A 19,706-nucleotide genomic window follows, 5' to 3' on the forward strand; every position below is an offset into this window, starting at 1 on the left:
AATTTCACAACCAATTGACTAACAACAAGCAAATGACAACCCATCTACTTTTGCATGGCCCTTTCAGAAGATGAAATACGCCGCGGCTTGCACCAGCAGTACGCCGTCGGTGAGCAGGGCGAAGAAGTAATCGTCGCGCGACTCATCGGCCGTGGCGATGACGGCGGCGGCCAGCGCACCGGGCAGCAGCACGGCCAGCGGGGCCGCGCCGCGCCACAGGCCCAGGGACATGGCCCCGGCCAGCAGCGCCAGTGCCAGCCACCGGGCCACCGGCACTCCCAGCACCCCCGGAAACGTGCGGGTGCCCGCCGCCCGGTCGCGCCCGTAGTCGCGGATATCGAACACAATGGCCAGGGCCAGCACCAGCAAAAACCGCTGGTCGAGCAAGCTCTGGGCCTCGGCCCAGGGGCGGTGCAGGGCCAGCACGGGCAGCCCCACCGTGATGAGCGACCACACGCCAGCGATGAGGAACACCTTCAGCAGCGGCACATCGCGCAAGGCCACCGGACGGCCGCGCCACCGCCCTAGCGGCCACGAGTACAGCAGGGCCAGCGCCGCCAGCGGCACTAGCAGTGGCATATAGTGCCACCAGCCATCGGCAAAAAACAGGTAGGCGCCGCCCAGCGCGGCGGCAACGGCCAGCCCGGCCAGGGCTCCGCGGTGCCGCTGCTGCCAGGCCTTGCGGCCCGACGTACCGGCCGGCTCGCGGTGCTTGAAGGGCAGCACGGCGTCGAGGTTGTACACGAGCAGGGTGGCGGCAAATACCAGCGCCACCACGCGCCCGCCCGGGGCCCCGGCCGCGGGCCACAGCCGCAGGGTGGCCGCCGTTTGGGCGGCGGCGGCGGCGGCCAGCCAAGCGCTGCTGTAGAGCACGGCATCGAGCAGGCGCAGGGGCAACGGGCGGCGGACCATGGGCACAAAGAACGGCCCTGAAGCAAGCGGCTGCTTGCCCCAGGGCCGTCGAAACAGGCAGCTAGCCGGCGTGTTTAGCGCTTGCCGTTGCCGTAGGTATCCTCATAGAGCTTGATGCTGGCGTCGATGATGCGGTAGGCATCTTCGCGGCCCATGAAGCGCTCCACGCTCACGTGCTTGTGTTCCAAGGCCTTGTAGTCCTCAAAGAAGCGCTGCATTTCCAGCAGCATATGCGGGGGCAGGTCGGCGATGTCGTTGTAATGGTTCACCGAAATGTCGTGGGCGGCCACGGCAATGATTTTGTCGTCCTCCTCGTCTTGGTCCACCATCTGCATCACGCCGATGACCTTGGCCTCCACCAGGCACATGGGTACGATGTCGACCGAGCACAGCACGAGGATGTCAAGCGGGTCGTGGTCGTCGCAATAGGTCTGCGGAATGAAGCCGTAGGCGGCGGGGTAGTGCACGGCCGAGAACAGCACGCGGTCAAGCTTCAGCAGGCCGCTCTCTTTGTCGAGTTCGTACTTGCCCTTGCTGCCTTTGGGAATTTCGATGATGGATTGCACCGTGTGGGGGAGGTTGTCGCCGCGCGATACGTCGTGCCAAGGGTTAAAGTGGGAAGTCATTCAGGGATAAGAAAATGGAAAATCAAAAAGGGTAACGGGGCCTGACGAATGCAGCACATACCAGATGTACCCGGCCCCGTTGCCGGAACGGGGCACCAAGTTACTGGGCCCTGGCCGAATATGCCTCAACGCATAAACACGCCCCGGGTTGGGCCAGGCCCCATTCGTGGGGCCTTAATCCGGAGTTCCCAGGCCCGCCAAGGCCTGGGCTTTAGCGGCCCAGCACCTCGCGCAGCGGCGTGCCGGTGCACCCGCTGGGCTCCTGGATGTGCAGCCACTGGGCCACGGTGGGGGCAATGTCCACGATTTTTACCGGCGCGGCCGACTCGCCGGGCTTCACGCCCCAACCCCAGAACAGCAGCGGCACATGGGTATCGTAGGCCCAGGAGGCCCCGTGGGTGGTGCCCTTCACCACCGGAAAACCGTAGGCTTCGAGCCAGCCCGGCTCCAGCACGGCCAGCACGTCGCCCGAGCGCGGGGCGTAAAAGCCGTTTTCCTGGTACATGCCGGTGCTCTCGCTCCAGTGGCCGCGCTGGAGGTCGGTGGCGGTGAAGGCCTGCGCCACGTGGGGCAGGCGCAGCAGCAGCTCGGCCATTTCGCCCTGCACCTTAGCCAGGTCCAGGCCCTTCTGGGCCAGCAGCGGGCGGTTGAGGTACACCTGCTGGTTCTCGTAGTCGAGCACCCAGGCGCCGGGGCCGTGGCGGCGCACCAGGGCCTGCTGCAACGAATCGCGCATGACGTTGGGGCCCACGCCGCCGCCGGGCAACCGGTGGGCCTGCAAGAAGCCCGGCGACTGGTCGGCGGCGTGGTCGGCGGTGAGGAACACCAGCACCTGGCCTTTGCCCACGGTTTTGTCGAGGTAGTCGAGCACGCGGGCCAGGTCCTGGTCGAGGCGCAGGTAGGTATCCTCCGTTTCCACGGCCGTGGTACCGAACTGGTGGCCCACATAGTCGGTGCTGCTGAAGCTCAGGGCCAGGAAGTCGGTTTGGCCGCGCTGGCCCATCTGCTCGGCCCGGATGGTTTCGATGGCAAAATCGGCCGTGAGCGAGTTGCCGAACGGTGTGGAGCGAATCAGGTCCAGGTTTTGGGGCGTAGCCTTGGGCGCGGTTTCGCCGGTAGCTTTCAGCGTAGCGCTCACCGCGGCCGGCAGCCCGGCGCTGAGCCGAGGCAGGTCGTGCGGAAACACAGGTTTGTCCTCGCCCTTAAACGCGCCCTCCCAGGGCTCGTCGTCGGGCGTGCTTTCGGTGTACTGGGCCAGCGGCAGCAGCGTATTCCAGGGCTTGCTGAGGTACTCGGCGGCATGCCCGGCGGCGTTGAACTTGTTTACCCATTCGGGTAGGGCCTGGGTGTAAAACGTGCTGCTGATGAAGGCCCCGTTGGCGCCGTCGTACCAGTAGGCGGCGCTGGCCGCGTGCCCGGCTGGCAAAATGCTGCCCCGGTCTTTGATGCAAACGCCGATGGTCTTGCTCTGGAAATTGGTGGCCAGCCGCAGCTCGTCGGTAATGGTGGTGGTGAGCAGGTGGCGCGGGCTCTGCTGCCCGGCCGCCGCCGAGCCGCCCACCGCCTGCACGGTCTTGTCCTCGGTCACGTAGGTGCTTTTGCCGTCTTCGCGCACGTACCAGTTGTTGCCCACAATGCCGTGGTTGGCGGGCGTCGTGCCCGTGTAGATGCTGCTGTGGCCGGGGCCCGTGTAGGTGGGCACGTAGTTGTAGTGGCAGCTGGCGTAACTGAAGCCCTGCCCCAGCAGGCGCCGGAAGCCGCCGCTGCCAAACTTGTCCCAGTAGCGGTACAGGTAATCATAGCGCATCTGGTCCACTACGATGCCCACCACCAGCTTGGGGCGCGGCACGGGCTTGGGGCCGGGCTGGGAGGCAAATGCAGGGCCCACCAGCAGCGCGGCGGCCAGGGACAAAGCGGAGGCAAGGATTTTTTTCAAAGGCTGGGGCGAAGGCACCACCACGGCGCCGAACCAGGCAAAGGTACTGCCCGGTCTACGGCTGCATCCGCCCCCCGCCGTTAAGTTTCGTAGACCTTTTTGCCCATCGGGGGCCCCTCCTTTTTCCTAACCACTCCCGCTGTTTGCTACCTGCCCTCATTTTCGACATGGACGGCGTTATCGTTGATAATACCGCCTACCAAGCCCGCGCGTTCCATCTGTTATTCCGCGGCCTGGGCCTGACCACCAATACCCGCACTTTGCTGAAACGCCTGAACGGAATGCCCGCCACCGACATCCTCAAGTTGGTATTTCGCCACCCCGTACCCGCCAAGCAGCTTAAGGAATACGCCGCCCAGCGCGGGTTTCTCTACCGCACCTTAGTACTGGAGCAAGCGCCGCGAAACGCCCGGCCTCACCGCATTTTTGCAAGCCGCCCGCGCCGCCGGCCACCCCATCGGCCTGGGCACGGGCTCCGGGGGGGCCATACTGAGCTACATCCTCAACCACCCGGAACTGCGGCAGTATTTCGACGCGGTGGTGGGCGAAGACGACATCAGCAAGGGCAATAAGCCCCACCCCCGATACCTTCGCCGTGGTGGCCCAGAAGCTGGGCGTAGCGCCCGCCGACTGCGTAGTATTTGAAGACGCCGTGCTAGGCGAGCAGGCCGCCCACCGGGCCGGTATGCACTGCGTGGCCATCACGTCGTCGCTCCCCGCCAAGGCTTTTCAAGCTCCGTTGTTAGCCATCAAAGATTTCACCGGCCTCACCCCTGCCGGACTGCTGGCCGCCCGGCAGGCGCAGCTGGTGGGGCCCCGGCCGCCCCGCCGTTAGCTGGGGCCCCTAGCGCAATTTTCAAGTCAGTGTACAGTCCATATATATGGACGGCATGTAGAATGGAGCGGCACTCCGTTCTACATGCGAATGCCAAACGGAGCACCACTCCGCTACGGCACCAAGTACACCGATTCGGAAACCGCTCTAGGCTTGCGCCCAGCCCGGCGCCACCAAGGCCCGCAACAGTTCGGGGGCCGTTGAATATTCGCCCAAATCGAGCGGCAGGAAATGCAACCAGAAGCGTCCCGGAGCCGCCGCCACGGCGGTGAACACGTACCCGGGCTCCTGCCGCAGGTTCACGCGCAGACCCGCGTAAGCGTCCACCAGCCAAATAGCCGTCGCCGAAAAGTTATATAATGCGTCGGCCCACAGCGCGTAGCGGCCCGGGGCCAGGCCGGCTACGCTCAGCGCCACCGTGGTCGAATTGGTGAGTTGGGCCAGCGGCAAGGCATAGGCCACGGCTCCCGAGCGGACCGACAGCCGCAGGGCCCCCGCCGTATTTTCAGCCTCGCCCTCGAAGCGAATCAGGGTGCCCGATGATAGGCCGTCGGGCCCGTGCAACGTCAGGTGCAGTTGTGGGCAGAAATCATCGTGCTCAATGCGGGCCCCTGGCGTGGCGTAGACGTTGGCTAAGAAACGAGGCGCGCGCGCCTGGGCACCAGCAATGGCCTCAAAAAACTGGTTTTGCATGATCTAAGGAAGAGTGGCCTGCACCGAACGAATCTTGGCGAAAAGAAAATGGGCCTCCGGTTCCGCTTTTACCAGGGCCTAGACAGATCAGAAGTGGAGGCACCGCCTACTAGGCAAAGGCGGCTAATTGAGCAATAGATGAAATATTTCGCTAAAATATGCATTTTTTGGCATTTTACCATTCCCAAACACGCATTTCTTAGCCAAATACAATAATTATTCTCCTTAGAAGGCAACGTTCACGGAAGTTCACCCTACGAAATGGTTAGCGGGCGGCCCTATTTCTTTGGCCTCCCAGAGCAAAGTCCAAGTTCGAGCTACGCTACTTCAACTTGAGTTTTGTTCCAGGGGCCCGGCAGGATACCGAGCACAATCCTTCGCTACAGTGACAGCATCGCCCTAAGTGAGGGCAGTTCTAAAAGCAAAAAGCCCCGGAACCAATCGGTTCCGGGGCTTTCCAGTAACGTACTCTTTCCTAACCAGCGGCCAAGGCTTCGGCACCACCCACTATTTCGAGAATCTCAGTCGTGATGGCCGCCTGGCGCGTCCGGTTATAAGTCAATTTCAGCGACTTCAGCAATTCGCCGGCGTTCTCGGTGGCCTTGTCCATGGCCGTCATCCGGGCCCCGTGCTCCGAAGCATTGCTTTCCAACACTGCTTTGTAGAGCTGGATTTTCAGCGACTGCGGGATGAGTGTTTGCACAATATCCTCCTTGCTGGGCTCGAAAATATAGTCCACGTTGCTCGTGGCCACGGCGGCGGCTGGCGCCTCGGCGGGCACCAGTGGCAACAGCTGCTCGGTGCGCACCACCTGCGTGGCCACGTTCCGGGACTCGTTGAACACCATCATCACCTCGTCGTACTCGCCATTGCGGAAGCCGGCCATTGCCTGCTCAGCTGCCACGCGCACCGTGTCGAACGAAAGCTGGGCAAACACGTGCGTGTAGTTTCCCACCAACGGGCCCCGGCGGGCAAAGTAGTCGTTCGCCTTCTTGCCGATGGCCATCACCGAAATGTTAGCCGCCGGCAAATTCGCGTAACGTTGGGCCACCAAAGCGGCCACACCTTTGAACACGTTGGAGTTGAATGCGCCCGCCAAGCCCCGGTCCGATGTGATGGCGATAACCAGCACCCTGCGCACCTCGCGCACCGTGCCGTATTCGCTAACCGTATCGTCGTCAATCGCGCGGGTCAGGTTGGCCAGAATTGCATTCAGGCGCTGGGCGTAAGGCCGCATGCGCACGATGTTGTCCTGGGCCCGGCGCAGCTTAGCAGCCGCCACCATTTTCATGGCTTTGGTGATCTGTTGCGTGCTGCTCACCGATTGGATGCGCGAGCGAACTTCTTTTAAACTGGCCATTAATCCTTATTTAGTATACCCAGCAGTGGTAATGCATTCGCCGTTCAACGCGTGCCAGAGGTCGTTGACTCCCCGCGCAAAACCATCCCGGTGAGCAAACACGTTTAGAACAGACACCATCAGCACAACCCGCCAAAACGAGTTACCTGATTTCGGGGGTTTAGAGGTTGATGCCTTGTTCATGTAAGCACTGTTGAAATGGGATTCTTAAATTACTTCGCAGCGTAGCGCGACGATACATCCTTGGCTACCTCGCGCATGGCCTTGATGCCTGCATCTTCGAGCTTGCCGGCTTTGAGGGCCTTCAGCACGTCGGGGTAACGCGAGTTCATCGTTTGGGTGTACTCCTTCTCAAATTCGCGCACCTTGTTCACGGGCACCTTGTCGAGCAAGCCATTGGTAGCCGCGTAGATAATGGCCACCTGGTCTTCCACTTTCACCGGCGAGAACTGCGGCTGCTTGAGGATTTCCAGGTTGCGGCGGCCGCGCTCGATGGTGAGCTTGGTCGAGGCGTCAAGGTCGGAACCGAACTTGGCAAAGGCTTCCAGCTCGCGGAATTGGGCCTGGTCAAGCTTCAGCGTGCCCGACACCTTCTTCATTGACTTAATCTGGGCGTTTCCACCCACGCGGCTCACCGAGATGCCCACGTTGATGGCCGGCCGCACACCGGAGTTGAAGAGGTTGGTTTCGAGGAAAATCTGGCCGTCCGTAATCGAAATTACGTTGGTCGGGATGTACGCCGATACGTCACCTGCCTGTGTCTCGATCAGCGGCAATGCCGTCAGCGAGCCGCCGCCTTTCACGATGCCTTTGATGCTCTCTGGCAGGTCGTTCATGTCGCGGGCAATGCTGTCCGAGGCGTTGATTTTAGCGGCCCGCTCCAGCAAGCGGCTGTGCAGGTAAAACACGTCGCCGGGGTAAGCCTCGCGTCCGGGAGGACGGCGCAGCAGCAGCGATACCTCGCGGTAAGCCACGGCTTGTTTCGACAAGTCATCATACACCACCAGGGCCGGACGACCCGTGTCGCGGAAGAACTCGCCGATGGCGGCACCGGTGAAGGGCGCGTAGAACTGCAACGGCGCGGGGTCGGCGGCCGAAGCCGATACCACCACGGTGTAGTCCATGGCACCGCCCTTGGTCAGGGAGTTCACCACCTGCGCCACCGTCGAGGCCTTCTGGCCCACGGCCACGTAAATGCAAAATACGGGTTCGCCGCGCTCAAAGAATTCACGCTGGTTAATAATCGTGTCAATAGCCACGGCCGACTTGCCCGTCTGGCGGTCACCGATGATCAGCTCGCGCTGGCCCCGGCCAATCGGGATCATGGCATCGATGCTCTTGATGCCGGTTTGCAGCGGTTCGGTTACGGGCTGACGGAAAATAACGCCCGGCGCTTTGCGCTCCAGCGGCATCTCGTACAGCTGACCCTGAATGGGGCCCCGGCCGTCGATGGGCTGGCCGAGGGTGTTCACCACGCGGCCCACAATGCCTTCGCCCACCTTAATGGAGGCAATCTTGTTGGTGCGGCGCACGGTGGCGCCTTCGCGAATTTCGCTGTAGTCGCCGAGCATTACGGCGCCGACGTTGTCTTCTTCCAGGTTCAACACAAGGGCCTGGAGGCCGTTTTCGAACTCCAGCAATTCGCCCGACTGCGCCTTGGTGAGGCCGTAGATGCGGGCCACGCCATCGCCCACTTGCAACACGGTGCCGACTTCTTCCAGCTCGGCTTCGGACTTGAAATTGGACAGCTGCTGCCGCAAGATTGCGGATACTTCGTCCGGACGTACTTCTGCCATGATGCTGATTTACAGTTTATTTTGATATGAATTTTCTTGCAGAGCGGTGCGCATCTTCCGCAGGCTGGAACGAACAGATTCGTCGAGTTGCACGTCGCCCACCCGCAGCACGAAACCGCCAATCAGCGCCGGATCTACCTTTTCGGCTAGCTCCACACCGGAGTGGCCGGACTGGCGCGTTACCTCAGCGCGCATCTGCTCGCGCAGGGCGGGCGTGAGGGGCACGGCCGAAACAACTTCGGCCGTTTGGATGCCGCGCAATATGTTGTACTGCACCTTGAACTCCGCAGCGACGCTTTCCAACGCGCTTTCTCGGTTCTTATGGGTTAGGATGGTGAAGAAGCGCATGGTCATGTCCGTCACCTTACCCTGAAACAGCGCGGTGAGGATGGCCAGCTTCTTATCGTGCTTCACGATGGGGTTGCGCAACAGCAGGCGCAATTCGCGGCTGCCGCTCACTACTTGGTCCAGCAGGTCCATGTCCTGCTTCACCAGTTCCAGCGTACCTTGCTCCTGTCCTAAGTCGAGGAGCGACTTGGCGTAGCGGGACGCTACTCGTTGGTCAGCCATGTTGAGGGTAGCTAATAGCTATGGGCCGTTAACAAACGATTGGCCCCAGGGCCCGTCAGGAAACAGACCAAGTACCAACCGCTTTTAACCAGCGGCTTAGTTGAGTTTTACTTCTTTCAGGTACGAATCCACAAGCTGCGTTTGGGCAGTCGGGTCAGCGAGTTCGCGGCGCAGGATACGCTCGGCAATGTCGAGCGACAGCTGGGCAGCGGTATTTTTTACTTCGGCCAAGGCCGCGTTCTTTTCGGTTTGGATGGCTTCACGGGCCTGCTGCACGATGTAGTTGGCTTCGCTGGTAGCGCGGGCTTTCTCAGTTTCGCGGTGCTGGTTGGCCGCAACAGTGGCTTCCTGCATCATCCGGTCGCGCTCTAGGCGGGCATCGGCCAGCAGTTTCTCGTTGCCGGCTTTTAGCTGCTGCATTTCAATCTTGGCTTGGTCGGCCATGCGCAACGCGCTTTCGATACTGTCCTCGCGCTCCTTCAGCGACCCCAGGATGGGCTTCCAAGCGAACTTGGCCAGCAAAAGGAAGAGAATCAGGAAAATCAGGGTTTGCCAGAACAGCAAGCCAAATTCGGGGGTGATGAGCGACATATTATCAGCGATTTAACAGCCTGGCTAACAAAAGGGCAAGGGGCTTGGTGCTTCCAAGCTGCCCGTAATGGCACGCCTGGGCAGGGGCCCCGGCCCGTAACGAAGGAAAACCCGGCGCGGCTGGCCCCGGTCTACCGCAGTAGGCTAGGACCAGCCGGCCGGGGCCCACTGATGCAACTATTTTAGGTTCAGTGCGATGAGCAAGCAGACCACCACGGCAAACAGGGCCGCGCCTTCTATCAGAGCCGCTACAATCAGCATGGCGGTCTGAATTTTACCAGAGGCCTCTGGCTGACGGCCGATGGCATCCATAGCGCTACCACCGATGCGGCCGATACCTAGGCCAGCGCCGATAATAGCCAAACCAGCACCAATGCCAGCACCCATTACGGCCAGACCAACAGAATTAACAACTTGCAGTAACAACGAGAGAAGCATGGTAAAAGGGAAGTGTGTTGAAAAAATGAAAACGCAAAAATAGGTACGGAGCGCCGCCCGGGGCCCCATCAGAAGATATTAATATTAGTGAGCGGCTACGTCGGGGCGGGTGAGGCGGCCCAGGTTGGAGCCACCATGCAACTGTTCGGCGGTGCCAAAGTCTTCTTCGTGGTGGTGCTCTTCAACGGCTCCACCGATGTACATGGCCGTAAGCAACGTAAAGATGTACGCTTGCAGGATGGACACTAGCAGCTCCAATAGGCTGATGAACAGGCCGAAAGGAACCGATAGGAAGCCAGCCCCAGCCGAGCGAAAAATGAAAATCAGGCTGATGAAGCTGAGAATGATGATGTGGCCGGCCGTGATGTTGGCGAATAGCCGCACCGCGAGCGAGAAAGGCTTCACAATTATCCCGACCAGCTCAACCGGTATCATGATTATGTAGAGTGCCCACGGCACCCCGGGAGGCGCGAAGATGTGTCCCCAGTAGTTTTTGTTGCTGCTGAACAGGGTGATAATCAGCGTGAGGATGGCTAGCATGGCCGTTACGGCTACGTTGCCGGTCAGGTTGGCAGCCCCGGGCGTGAGGCCCAGCAGGTTGTTGAACCAGATAAAAAAGAACACGGTGAGCAGGTACGGCATGTAGCGCTCGTACTTGGGGCCGATGCTTTTCTTGGCTACCTCATCGCGAATAAATACTACGAACGGCTCTAGGAACGACTGCAAGCCGGTAGGGGCCTGGCCTACGCGGCGGCGGTAGCCGCGAGCCACCGACGTGAACACGAGTACCAAAACCAGGCTGCTCAGCATAAGAGCCACGACGTTTTTGGTAATGGAGAAATCGTATACTTTGCTGCCGTCCAGCGCGGTCAGGTGTTCATGCTCGAGCTTAAGGTTTTCGTAGCTTTTGCCTTCGGTTATTTTTTCCGACGAAAACACCGACAGGCCTTTGCCCGGCTGGTAGGCGATGATGGGGAAATAGCTAACGAAATTGCCGTTGTCGGTGGAGAACCAGTGCCATTCGTGGGAATCGGCGATGTGGTGCAAAATAACTTCCCCCGCGTTGAAGGCTTCGGCCGGCTCAGCGCCCTTGGCGGGCTCTTGGGCAAAAACCGGCAGGGTCAGCAGAAAAAGGAGAATCGATAGTAAATGCTTCATTCAAACGGACTTAATATCACAAACCGAAGTAACTAACTACTGCTCCGGTACTTGTTTTTTTGAAAACGGCCGCAAGTTAGTTAAAATAGCCCAAATTTCAAAGCCAGCAAAGAGAAAGTACAATATGAAGAAGGCGCCCAGGAAGGTGTAAGTGGCCCGTCCGGCGTGGGCCCCGCCGTTGTAGAGGTACGCTAGGACGGCCGCCAAGCCGGCCACCAACCGGAGCGCCACGGAGCCGAAATAGGCCGCCAGAAAATTATCGGGGTTGGCACGCACGGCCCGCGCTGTGATGGCCAAGCCGATGAAGGTGAGGGCCGCCAACCCGGCGAACAGAGACGGCGCCAGCGGATGCACCGCGGCGGCCCCGAAGGCGGCATGCAGCCCGTAGAGGACCAGGCCCACAACGCAACAAAAGGCCACGAATGGCCGCAAAAAAACGAACATGACGGAGCTGGCGCTAGGCGTTGTTGGTGAGGGAGCGTATGACTTGGTAGAGGGCCACGAGCACGCCCGCCAGCATGAGCCCGATGGTGAACCACGGCGTTTTGGTGTGGTAGTGGCCGTCGAGCCACGTGCCGGCCCAGGCGCTGAGGCCGATGGTGGCCAGCATCTGAAAAGCGATGCCCGAATACTTAGCCACGGTGCGCAGCCGGTCGTCGCCGGCAGGGTCGGATTCGGGCCCGGGGCCGGCGGTGGGTGGGAGGGGCATGAGCGGGACGTGAAGGACGGGGCGCAAAGCTACGGCCCAGACCGGCGGGGGTTTGGGAGGGGAAACGTAATTTTACCCGGCGGCCGCCGTTGGTATGGCGCGGGCGCGCGTTGCTGAGCGAACATTTCGGGGCCCCGGCGGCGTTAGGGCCCCAGCAGCCGGCTTTTTCCTTTTCTTTTGGCTTTGACGAATTACTCGCTGAATTTTCGCTGGCTGGCCTGGGCCGGGTTGCTGCTGGGCCTCGGGTGGCTGGCCGGCTGCGCGTCGAGCACCGGCGTGGTGGGCCACGCCATCAACAACGTGGCGGCGCGCGATAATGCCTACTTCCTGGCCCGCGAGCAACTGCGCGCCACCGAAACCAAGCTGTACGCGGGGCGCGTGAACGACTACAACCAGCGGCTACCGCTGTTCCCGACGCTGGACAGCGCCAGCGTGCGGGCCAACCGGGCCGATTTGAATGGCATCATCAAGCGGGCATCGATGCCGATTCAGAACCGGCCAGGGTCGGACTGGACCGACGACGCCTACCTGCTGGTAGCCTGGGCCCGGTTCTACGCGATGCAGTTTGACGATGCGGCGCTGACATTTAAATACGTGAACTCGACCAGCAAAGACCCCAACGCCCAGCACGAGGGCCTGATTGGGCTGATGCGCACCTTCATGGCCACCGACCAGCTGGAGAGCGCCAAGGCCGTGTCGGACCTGCTGGACCGGGAGGTGGGGGCCCCGGCCGACGCCCGCGAGCTGTTCCTGACCCGCGCCGACTACTACCTGCGCACTGAGGAGCCGAAACTGGCCATTCCGCAGCTGGAGCGGGCCGTGCCGCTGATTGAAATCAAGAACGAGCGTTCGCGCACGCGTTACCTGCTGGCCCAGCTGTACCAGGAGCAGGGCGACGACAAGAAGGCAGTGGCGCAGCTCAACGACATCCTGGCCCACAACCCGCCCTACGAGCTGGATTTTTTCAGCAAGCTGCTGCTGGCGCAGGTGTCGGGGCTGGACGCGGAGAACAAGGCCCGGCTCGATAAGTACTTCGCCGGGCTGCTGAAGGACCCGAAGAACAAGGAGTACCACGACAAGATTTACTACGAGCTGGCGCGGCTGGCTTACCGCCAGAAAGACTACGCCGGGGCCCTGGCTCAGCTGCGCACCGCCGCCAAGGCCACTACCACCAACCGCTCCCAGAAGAGCTACACCTACCTGCTGGCCGGGCGCATCTACTACGAGAACTTGCAGAAATTCCGCCTCGCGGCGGCCTATTACGACAGCACGGTGCAGAACATGAGCCAGACGGCCCGCACTTACGTGGCCGTTAAGGAGCGGGCCGACATTCTGAAGGAATTTGCCAAGCAGTACACCATCGTCGAAACCCAGGACAGCCTCCAGGCGCTGGTGCGGCTCGACCCAGGGGCCCTCGACCAGCGCCTCGACCAGTACGCCAGCGCCGAGCTGACGGCCCGCCAGGTGGCGCTGGCCAAGAAGGTGCTGGCTGACAAGGACCAGGCCCGCGCCGCCGAGCTGGCCGGCCGGCCGAGCCTCAGCAACGGCAGCTCGCTGAGCAACTTGCCCAGCGGCCAGTCGGCCATCGACCCGCTGGCGTTTGACCCCACCGCCGCCGGCACCGGGGCCAAGTGGTACTTCGACAACCCCGCCACGCTGGGCACGGCGCGCGCCGATTTCCTGCGCAAGTGGGACAACCGCCGCCTGCAGGACAACTGGCGCACCAGCAGCCAAGCCAACAGCGCCAACCCCGCGGCCAACGGCAGCGTGCCCGTCACCGTGACCGGCAACGGCGACACCCGCGTGAACCCCACCACCGGGGCCCCCGATGGCCCCCGCGTGGCTCCCGCCGTGGATCCTGCCGCCGAAAAGCGGGACCTACTAGTGCAGTACCGCCAGACGCTGCCCACCACGCCCGAAAAGCTGCAAGCGTCTAACAAACAGATTGAAGCGGCGCTGTACGAGCTGGGCAACATCTACAAAGAGCAGCTGAAGGAGCGCGACCAAGGCATTGCCACCTATGCCCAGCAGGTGCAGCGTTTCCCCCAGGGCCTCAACGCGCCCGACGCTTACTACCTACTGTATTTGCATTACAAAGCCCTGCCCGACGCCGCTAAAGCCGCTGGCTACGCGGCCGCTTTGCAGCGCGAATTTCCGCAGTCGCTCTACGCCAAGCTGATTGCCGACCCGCAGTACCGCGAGCACGAGCTGGCCCTGCATAAGGCCGTGGCCAGCCGCGTCGATTCGGCGTTTGTGCTTTATAAAAACCAGGAGTTCCGCAAGGCTTCGGGCGTGCTGGCGCGCACCGAGCGCCAATATCCCAAGAACGACCTCAGCGACCGGGTGGCGTACTTAAAAACGCTGCTCGTGGTGCGTACCCAGCCGCCGCTCACGGCCCGCGGCATGGTGGAGAAGTTCTATAAAGACTTCCCCGACAGCCCGCTGGTACCCGAGGCCCGCGCCCTGGCCAGCACCTACCAGCGGCAGGACGCCGGCCAAATCACCGGGGCCCTGGCCTCGATGGACAAGCCCGTAGTGTCGATATTCCGCCCCGGCGAAATCGACAGCCGGCTGCGCGTGTACTACAGCAACGATGAGTCGCCAGCCGCGGCCGTAACGCCCACGCCAGCCGCGCCCGCCCCGGTGGCGCCAGCGCCCCCCCCGGGAATAACGCCGGCTGCGGAGGCTCCCAAGGGCTCGCCAAAACCGACGGTACCGGCGCGGAGGGCCCCGAAGAATGCGCCCAAAGCAGCCGTAACGGGCGCGCCAGCAACAACTGCGCCCGCGCCGGTAGTGCCCAGGGCCGCCCCAGCGCCGGCCGCCGGCACCCCCACTCCCACTGGGGCCCCAGTGCCAGCCGCCGGCACCCCCACCACTGGGGCCCCAGCGCCGGCCGCAGGCACCCCCACTCCCACTGGGGCCCCAGCGCCGGCAGCTGACCCGAACGCCGCTGCTGCGCCCGCGCCTGCCGCGCCTGCTACGGCCTATGGCACGCAGCTGAGTGCAGCCCACGCCGTGGTGCTGGTGTTCCCGAAGGGTACGCCGCCGGTGGCCAATTTAGATGCGGCGCTGGACGCGTACAACCACCGCTGGTTCCGCGACGTGAACTTGCAGGTGCAAGCCGGGGCCCTCGACGACAAACAGGACTTGCTGGTGGTGCGTGCCCTGGTGGGCGCCAAGGTGGCCCAGAGCTACGCCGTGAAGCTGCGGGGGCCCCAGTCGCCGCTGGGGCGGCTGCGCGGACAAGGCTTCCAGGTGCTGGTCATCAGCCTCGAAAACCTGGCGCTGCTGCAAAGCTCCGGCGACTTGGCCGGCTACCAGGCGTTTTTTCAGAAGGTGTACAAGTAGGACCCCGGGCGGCGGGCTGGTGCTCTTTTTGCTGACAGGCCCGCGGCCCGCGCCGTGGGCTTTATTTTTGCGTGTTGATTTTGCCCTTATTTGCTTATGCCTGACTACTCTGCTGCTACGCCCCGCCGGTCCAATGGGGCCCCTGCGCCGGCCCGGCCGGGGCGCTACACGGCTTTTGTGCGCACGCTGTGGGTGCTGTTTGTGGGCGGTGCGCTGGTGGCCGGGGGCTACGTGCTGGCCGTGAACAGCAACTTCCTGAACCTGTTCGGGCGGATGCCGAACCTGAAATCGCTCGAAAACCCGCGCTCCGAGCTGGCCTCCGAAATCTACTCCGCCGACGGCATGCTGCTGGGCAAGTACTTCCGCGAGAACCGCACGCCCGCCGAGTACAAAGACCTGCCCCAGAACTTGATTGACGCACTGGTGGCCACCGAGGACGTGCGCTTCGAGCAGCACTCGGGCATCGATCCGCGCAGCATTGCGCGGGCGGTGGTAGCGCTGGGACACGGCGGCGGGGGCTCCACGCTCACGCAGCAGGTGGCCAAGGTGCTGTTCAAAACCCGGCCCGACCAGCCCAATACCCTGAACGACGGCCTGCTGAACGGCAGCGGCAAGGTGGGCATCCTGGTGGCCAAAACCAAGGAATGGCTGCTGGCCATCCGGCTGGAGCGCAACTACACGAAGCGCGAAATCCTGCGCATGTACCTGAACACGGTGGAGTACGGCTCGAACGCCTACGGCATCAATACGGCGGCCAAAACGTTCTTCAACAAGGCCCCGCGCCAGCTGACGACGCCCGAGGCGGCCACGCTGGTGGGCATCGTGAACGCGCCCGGCCGCTTCAGCCCCAAGGTGCACCCCGACCGCTCGCGCCGCCGCCGCAACTGGGTGCTGCGCCAGATGGCCAGGGCCCACTACATTCCGGCCGCCGAGCTGGCCGCCGACACGGCCCAACCCATCGTGCTGCACTACAACGTAGAAAACCCGGCCAAGGGCCTGGCCCCGTACTTCCGTACCGAGGTGGCCAAGTCGCTGCTGGCCTGGGCCCGCGAGACGGACCACGACCTGTACGCCGATGGCCTGAAGATTTACACCACCCTCGACGCGCGGATGCAGGAGCACGCCGAAGCGGCCGTGAACGAGCACCTGGCCTTGCAGCAGAAGTGGTTTTCGGCCCACTGGAAGGGCCAGCTGCCCTGGCGCGACGAGAACGGCCAGGTCATCCCCAACTTCCTGAACACTGCCATGCGCCGCACCCAGCGCTACAAGTCGCTGATGAACATCTACGAAGGCAACCGCGACTCGGTGAATTACTACCTGCGCAAGAAGTACAAAATGCAGGTGTTCAGCTGGCAGGGCGAGCGGGAAGTGCTGATGTCGCCGCTCGACTCGCTGGCCTACTACAAGCGCTATTTGCAGGCCGGCTTCATGGCCATGAACCCGCTGAACGGCCAGGTGAAGGCCTGGGTGGGGGGCGCCAACTTTAAGTACTTCAAGTTCGACCACGTGCGCCAGGGCAAGCGCCAGCCGGGCTCCACCTTCAAGCCGATTGTGTACACGGCGGCCATCGACCAGGGCTACTCGCCGTGCTACCCGCGGCCCGACGTGCCCACCACCTTCCCGGCCGTGGCCGGCCGGCCCCCCTACACGCCCCAGAACTTCGAGGGCAACTACTCAGGGCGCACCTTCACGCTGCGCCAGGCCCTGGCCCGCTCCATGAACTCCATCACGGCGTGGCTGGTGCTCAAGCTCACGCCCGAAGTGGTGGTGGGCTACGCCAAGCGCCTGGGCATCACCTCGCCTATTGATGCGGTACCGTCGGTGGGCTTCGGGGCCTCCGATTGCAGCATTTTTGAGCTTTGCGGGGTGTACGCCACCTTCGTGAACAAGGGCGTGTGGACCGCGCCAGTGATGGTGACGCGCATCGAGGACAAGAACGGCAACGTGCTGCGCGAATTCCAGCCCCAGACCAAGGAGGTGCTGAGCGAGGAAACGGCCTACATCATGACCAACATGCTGCAAGCCAGCACCACCGAGCCCGGCGGCACCAGCACCATCCTGCACACGGGCTTCAAGTTCCCCTACGATATCGGGGCCAAGACCGGCACCACCTCCAACTACTCCGATGCCTGGTTCATGGGCATCACCCCCGACCTGGTCTGCGGCATGTGGATTGGCGGCGAGGACCGCAGCATCCACTTCCGCACCGGGGCCTACGGCCAGGGGGCCCGGCTGGCGCTGCCGCTCTACGGCATCTTCATGAAGAAGGTGTACGCCGACAAGGACATCGCCATCAACCGGGGCCCCTTCCCGCTGCCGGCCAAGCCGCTGAGCATCGAGATTGACTGCTCGAAGTACACCGGCGCGGCCCAGCGCGACACCATCCCGTATGACCAGAAAATGGCCCAGCCCGACCTGGAGGGCCCCAACAAGCAGGATATTTAAGGACCCCCCGGGGGCCCTGGTCGGCGGCAGCCAATTTAAATCGGGGGTCCGACCCCCGATTTTGGTCCTCAGAGGATCTATTTTCATCCTCCGAGGACCGAGATAGAGCCCAATTGGCCCGATTTCGGGGCTTAAACCCTTAAAATCGGTCCTCTGAGGGTCTATCTCGAACCAAATTGGCTCCAAATAGACCCTCGGAGGACCGATTTTGAGCTTCCGAGGCGCTAAATTGAGCTTCTGAGGACTGAAATCGGGGGTCGGACCCTCGAAACGGACCCTCCGAGGTCCGAAATCGGGGGTCGGACCCGCGATTTAATTTTTCGGCTTGCCTTTTTAGGGGCCCCGGGGGTATTTGCGGCACAACGGGGCCGGTTTTGTCGTTCTACTCCGCAACTGTTTCCTTTCCCTCGCTTTCGCATGGCCGCTTCCCCCGATTTACAAGCCCAAATCAACCACCTCCCCCACCGGCCGGGGGTGTACAAGTATTTCGACGACGAGGGCATCATCTACGTGGGCAAGGCCATCGACCTACGCAAGCGGGTGAGCAGCTACTTCAACAAGAACGACCACAACAAGAAGACCCAGCAGCTGGTGCGCAACATCAAGCGCCTGGAATTCACGATTGTGGACTCGGAGTCGGACGCGTTTTTGCTCGAGAACAACCTCATCAAGCAGCACCAGCCCAAGTACAACATCCTGCTGAAAGACGGCAAAACCTACCCCTACCTCTGCCTCACCAGCGAGCGGTTTCCGCGCCTGCTGCCCACGCGCAACAAGGTGGCCGACGGCTCGCGCTACTACGGGCCCTACGCCACGGGCACGGCCATGAACGTGCTATTGGAGCTGATCAGGGCCCTGTACCCGCTGCGCACCTGCACCTACAACCTGGCGCCGGCCAACGTGGCGGCCGGCAAGTTCAAGGTGTGCCTGGAGTACCACATCGGCAACTGCAAGGGCCCCTGCGTGAACCTGGAGGACGAGGCCACCTACAACGGCTACATCACCCAGATCAAGCAAATCCTGAACGGCGATCTGCGCATTCCGAAGCAGTACTTCCGCGAGCAGATGGGCCGCGCCGCCCAGGAGATGCAGTACGAGCTGGCCCACCAGTTCAAGGTGAAATTGGACAAGCTCGACGCCTTCCAGGCCAAAAGCACGATCGTGAGCGACACGCTGACCAACATCGACGTGTTCGCCATTGCCTCGAACGAGAAGGCCGCCTTCATCTCCTACATGAAGGTGATGAACGGCTCCATCATCCTCACCCAGACCCTGGAAGTGACGAAGAAGCTCGACGAGCCCGACGCCGAAATCCTGGGGCCCCTGGTGATGCAGCTGCGCCAGGACTTTGAAAGCGAGGCCCGCGAAGTGCTCTCCAACGTGGCCCTGGAGCTGCCGCTGCCCGGCGTAGCGCTGGCCGTGCCCCAAATCGGCGACAAGCGCAAGCTGCTGGAGCTGGGCCTGAAAAACGTACTCTACCTGCGCAAGGAAAAGGAGAGCATGAACGAGCGTGGCAAGGACCTGAACGAGGTGCGCATCATGGAAACCATTAAGAAGGACTTGCGCCTCAAGGACTTGCCCAAGCACATCGAATGCTTCGACAACTCGAACTTCCAGGGCGACAACCCGGTGGCGGCGATGGTGTGCTTCCGCAACGCCAAGCCTAGTAAGAGGGATTACCGCCACTACCACATCAAAACCGTGGTGGGCCCCGACGATTTCCAGTCCATGTACGAAGTGGTGCACCGCCGCTACCGCCGCCTCAGCGAGGAGGGCGCCAGCCTGCCCCAGCTCGTCATCGTGGACGGTGGCAAGGGCCAGCTCAGCATGGCCGTGAAGGCCCTGAAGGACCTGAACCTATGGGGCCAGATCCCGGTCATCGGCATCGCCAAGCGCCTGGAGGAAATCTACGTGCCCAACGACCCGCTGCCCATCTACATCGACAAGCGGAGCGAGTCGCTGCGCCTGTTCCAGCGGATGCGCGACGAAGTGCACCGCTTCGGCATCACCTTCCACCGCTCCCTGCGCGACGCCGGCACCCTCAAAACCGAGCTAACCGATGTGAAAGGCTTGGGGCCCGTCACGGCCGAAAAGCTACTGAACAAGTTCAAGTCCGTGAAGAAGATCCGCGAGTTGAGCGAAGCCGAGCTAGTCGCCGAAGTCGGCAAAGCCAAAACCAAGGTGCTCCAAGCCTACTTCGACCAGCAGGAAGCCGAGCCCGCCGAGTAACCTCGTGGCAACGGCCTCGGCCTAAAGCCAAGGGGCCCCCAGCATTGCTGCCGGGGGCCC

The 19,706-nt window shown here is 62.3% G+C and carries 17 protein-coding genes; 5 read left to right on the top strand and 12 right to left on the bottom strand.

Annotated features, from left to right (window positions below):
* Window positions 1-63: 63 nt before the first annotated feature.
* The 3 genes from DDQ68_RS13995 to pafA form a co-directional block, all read right to left on the bottom strand.
* Window positions 64-912: a UbiA prenyltransferase family protein gene (locus DDQ68_RS13995; RefSeq protein ID WP_109656856.1), complete on the bottom strand. Its 849-nt coding sequence runs from the start codon at window positions 910-912 to the stop codon at window positions 64-66.
* A 74-nt stretch (window positions 913-986) separates the two neighbouring features.
* Entirely contained in the window at window positions 987-1,538 is a 552-nt protein-coding gene (locus tag DDQ68_RS14000) for an inorganic diphosphatase (protein ID WP_109656857.1), read from the bottom strand.
* 211 nt (window positions 1,539-1,749) lie between these two features.
* Window positions 1,750-3,474 (bottom strand): alkaline phosphatase PafA, encoded by a 1,725-nt coding sequence (pafA, locus tag DDQ68_RS14005; protein ID WP_109658437.1) that lies wholly within the window; start codon window positions 3,472-3,474, stop codon window positions 1,750-1,752.
* Between the two features lie 426 nt (window positions 3,475-3,900).
* Here pafA and DDQ68_RS24795 point away from each other — a divergent pair, with 426 nt between their 5' ends.
* Together DDQ68_RS24795 and DDQ68_RS23510 are read left to right on the top strand one after the other, a co-directional pair.
* Complete coding sequence (locus DDQ68_RS24795; RefSeq protein WP_211320151.1) at window positions 3,901-4,119, top strand: HAD family hydrolase; 219 nt, start codon at window positions 3,901-3,903, stop codon at window positions 4,117-4,119.
* Window positions 4,070-4,309, top strand: coding sequence for an HAD-IA family hydrolase (locus tag DDQ68_RS23510; RefSeq protein WP_211320152.1), 240 nt, complete (start codon window positions 4,070-4,072; stop codon window positions 4,307-4,309). The genes DDQ68_RS24795 and DDQ68_RS23510 overlap by 50 nt, the downstream gene beginning before the upstream one ends.
* 147 nt (window positions 4,310-4,456) lie before the next feature.
* Here the strand turns inward: DDQ68_RS23510 and DDQ68_RS14015 are convergent, their stop codons facing one another.
* From DDQ68_RS14015 to DDQ68_RS14055, 9 genes are all read right to left on the bottom strand, one after another.
* A complete protein-coding gene (locus DDQ68_RS14015; protein WP_109656858.1) occupies window positions 4,457-5,002 on the bottom strand; it encodes a hypothetical protein in 546 nt (181 codons plus the stop codon).
* Window positions 5,003-5,477: 475 nt separating this feature from the next.
* Entirely contained in the window at window positions 5,478-6,362 is an 885-nt protein-coding gene (gene atpG / locus DDQ68_RS14020) for an ATP synthase F1 subunit gamma (RefSeq protein WP_109656859.1), read from the bottom strand.
* A gap of 212 nt (window positions 6,363-6,574) precedes the next feature.
* Window positions 6,575-8,158 (bottom strand): F0F1 ATP synthase subunit alpha, encoded by a 1,584-nt coding sequence (gene atpA, locus DDQ68_RS14025; protein ID WP_109656860.1) that lies wholly within the window; start codon window positions 8,156-8,158, stop codon window positions 6,575-6,577.
* Between the two features lie 9 nt (window positions 8,159-8,167).
* Complete coding sequence (atpH, locus tag DDQ68_RS14030; protein ID WP_109656861.1) at window positions 8,168-8,728, bottom strand: ATP synthase F1 subunit delta; 561 nt, start codon at window positions 8,726-8,728, stop codon at window positions 8,168-8,170.
* 96 nt (window positions 8,729-8,824) lie between these two features.
* Complete coding sequence (locus DDQ68_RS14035) at window positions 8,825-9,319, bottom strand: F0F1 ATP synthase subunit B (RefSeq protein WP_109656862.1); 495 nt, start codon at window positions 9,317-9,319, stop codon at window positions 8,825-8,827.
* A 177-nt stretch (window positions 9,320-9,496) separates the two neighbouring features.
* Entirely contained in the window at window positions 9,497-9,757 is a 261-nt protein-coding gene (atpE, locus tag DDQ68_RS14040; protein WP_070747576.1) for an ATP synthase F0 subunit C, read from the bottom strand.
* 84 nt (window positions 9,758-9,841) lie between these two features.
* Entirely contained in the window at window positions 9,842-10,915 is a 1,074-nt protein-coding gene (atpB, locus tag DDQ68_RS14045; RefSeq protein ID WP_109656863.1) for a F0F1 ATP synthase subunit A, read from the bottom strand.
* A 36-nt stretch (window positions 10,916-10,951) separates the two neighbouring features.
* Window positions 10,952-11,359, bottom strand: coding sequence for a hypothetical protein (locus DDQ68_RS14050; RefSeq protein ID WP_162550110.1), 408 nt, complete (start codon window positions 11,357-11,359; stop codon window positions 10,952-10,954).
* 13 nt (window positions 11,360-11,372) lie between these two features.
* Window positions 11,373-11,624, bottom strand: coding sequence for an AtpZ/AtpI family protein (locus DDQ68_RS14055; RefSeq protein ID WP_109656865.1), 252 nt, complete (start codon window positions 11,622-11,624; stop codon window positions 11,373-11,375).
* A gap of 183 nt (window positions 11,625-11,807) precedes the next feature.
* Between DDQ68_RS14055 and porW the strand changes: the two genes are divergently transcribed.
* From porW to uvrC, 3 genes are all read left to right on the top strand, one after another.
* A complete protein-coding gene (porW, locus tag DDQ68_RS14060) occupies window positions 11,808-14,972 on the top strand; it encodes a type IX secretion system periplasmic lipoprotein PorW/SprE (RefSeq protein ID WP_109656866.1) in 3,165 nt (1,054 codons plus the stop codon).
* Window positions 14,973-15,068: 96 nt separating this feature from the next.
* Window positions 15,069-17,417 carry a penicillin-binding protein 1A gene (locus DDQ68_RS14065; RefSeq protein WP_109656867.1) on the top strand — a complete coding sequence of 783 codons (2,349 nt, stop codon included), beginning with the start codon at window positions 15,069-15,071 and terminating at the stop codon, window positions 17,415-17,417.
* Window positions 17,418-17,834: 417 nt separating this feature from the next.
* Window positions 17,835-19,646, top strand: a complete 1,812-nt coding sequence (gene uvrC, locus DDQ68_RS14070) for an excinuclease ABC subunit UvrC (protein WP_109656868.1) — start codon at window positions 17,835-17,837, stop codon at window positions 19,644-19,646.
* The last annotated feature ends 60 nt before the right edge of the window (window positions 19,647-19,706 follow it).

Origin of the sequence: Hymenobacter nivis (assembly GCF_003149515.1) — a bacterium.
Classification (GTDB): Bacteria; Bacteroidota; Bacteroidia; order Cytophagales; family Hymenobacteraceae; genus Hymenobacter; species Hymenobacter nivis.

Bases quoted from the DNA above. Each gene is read 5' to 3' on its own strand.
- DDQ68_RS14050 (WP_162550110.1), bottom strand. From the start codon at position 11,359: ATGTTCGTTTTTTTGCGGCCATTCGTGGCCTTTTGTTGCGTTGTGGGC.
- atpE (WP_070747576.1), bottom strand. From the start codon at position 9,757: ATGCTTCTCTCGTTGTTACTGCAAGTTGTTAATTCTGTTGGTCTGGCC.
- DDQ68_RS14055 (WP_109656865.1), bottom strand. From the start codon at position 11,624: ATGCCCCTCCCACCCACCGCCGGCCCCGGGCCCGAATCCGACCCTGCC.
- DDQ68_RS14000 (WP_109656857.1), bottom strand. From the start codon at position 1,538: ATGACTTCCCACTTTAACCCTTGGCACGACGTATCGCGCGGCGACAAC.
- atpB (WP_109656863.1), bottom strand. From the start codon at position 10,915: ATGAAGCATTTACTATCGATTCTCCTTTTTCTGCTGACCCTGCCGGTT.
- atpG (WP_109656859.1), bottom strand. From the start codon at position 6,362: ATGGCCAGTTTAAAAGAAGTTCGCTCGCGCATCCAATCGGTGAGCAGC.
- uvrC (WP_109656868.1), top strand. From the start codon at position 17,835: ATGGCCGCTTCCCCCGATTTACAAGCCCAAATCAACCACCTCCCCCAC.
- atpH (WP_109656861.1), bottom strand. From the start codon at position 8,728: ATGGCTGACCAACGAGTAGCGTCCCGCTACGCCAAGTCGCTCCTCGAC.
- DDQ68_RS13995 (WP_109656856.1), bottom strand. From the start codon at position 912: ATGGTCCGCCGCCCGTTGCCCCTGCGCCTGCTCGATGCCGTGCTCTAC.
- DDQ68_RS14015 (WP_109656858.1), bottom strand. From the start codon at position 5,002: ATGCAAAACCAGTTTTTTGAGGCCATTGCTGGTGCCCAGGCGCGCGCG.
- DDQ68_RS14065 (WP_109656867.1), top strand. From the start codon at position 15,069: ATGCCTGACTACTCTGCTGCTACGCCCCGCCGGTCCAATGGGGCCCCT.
- DDQ68_RS14035 (WP_109656862.1), bottom strand. From the start codon at position 9,319: ATGTCGCTCATCACCCCCGAATTTGGCTTGCTGTTCTGGCAAACCCTG.
- atpA (WP_109656860.1), bottom strand. From the start codon at position 8,158: ATGGCAGAAGTACGTCCGGACGAAGTATCCGCAATCTTGCGGCAGCAG.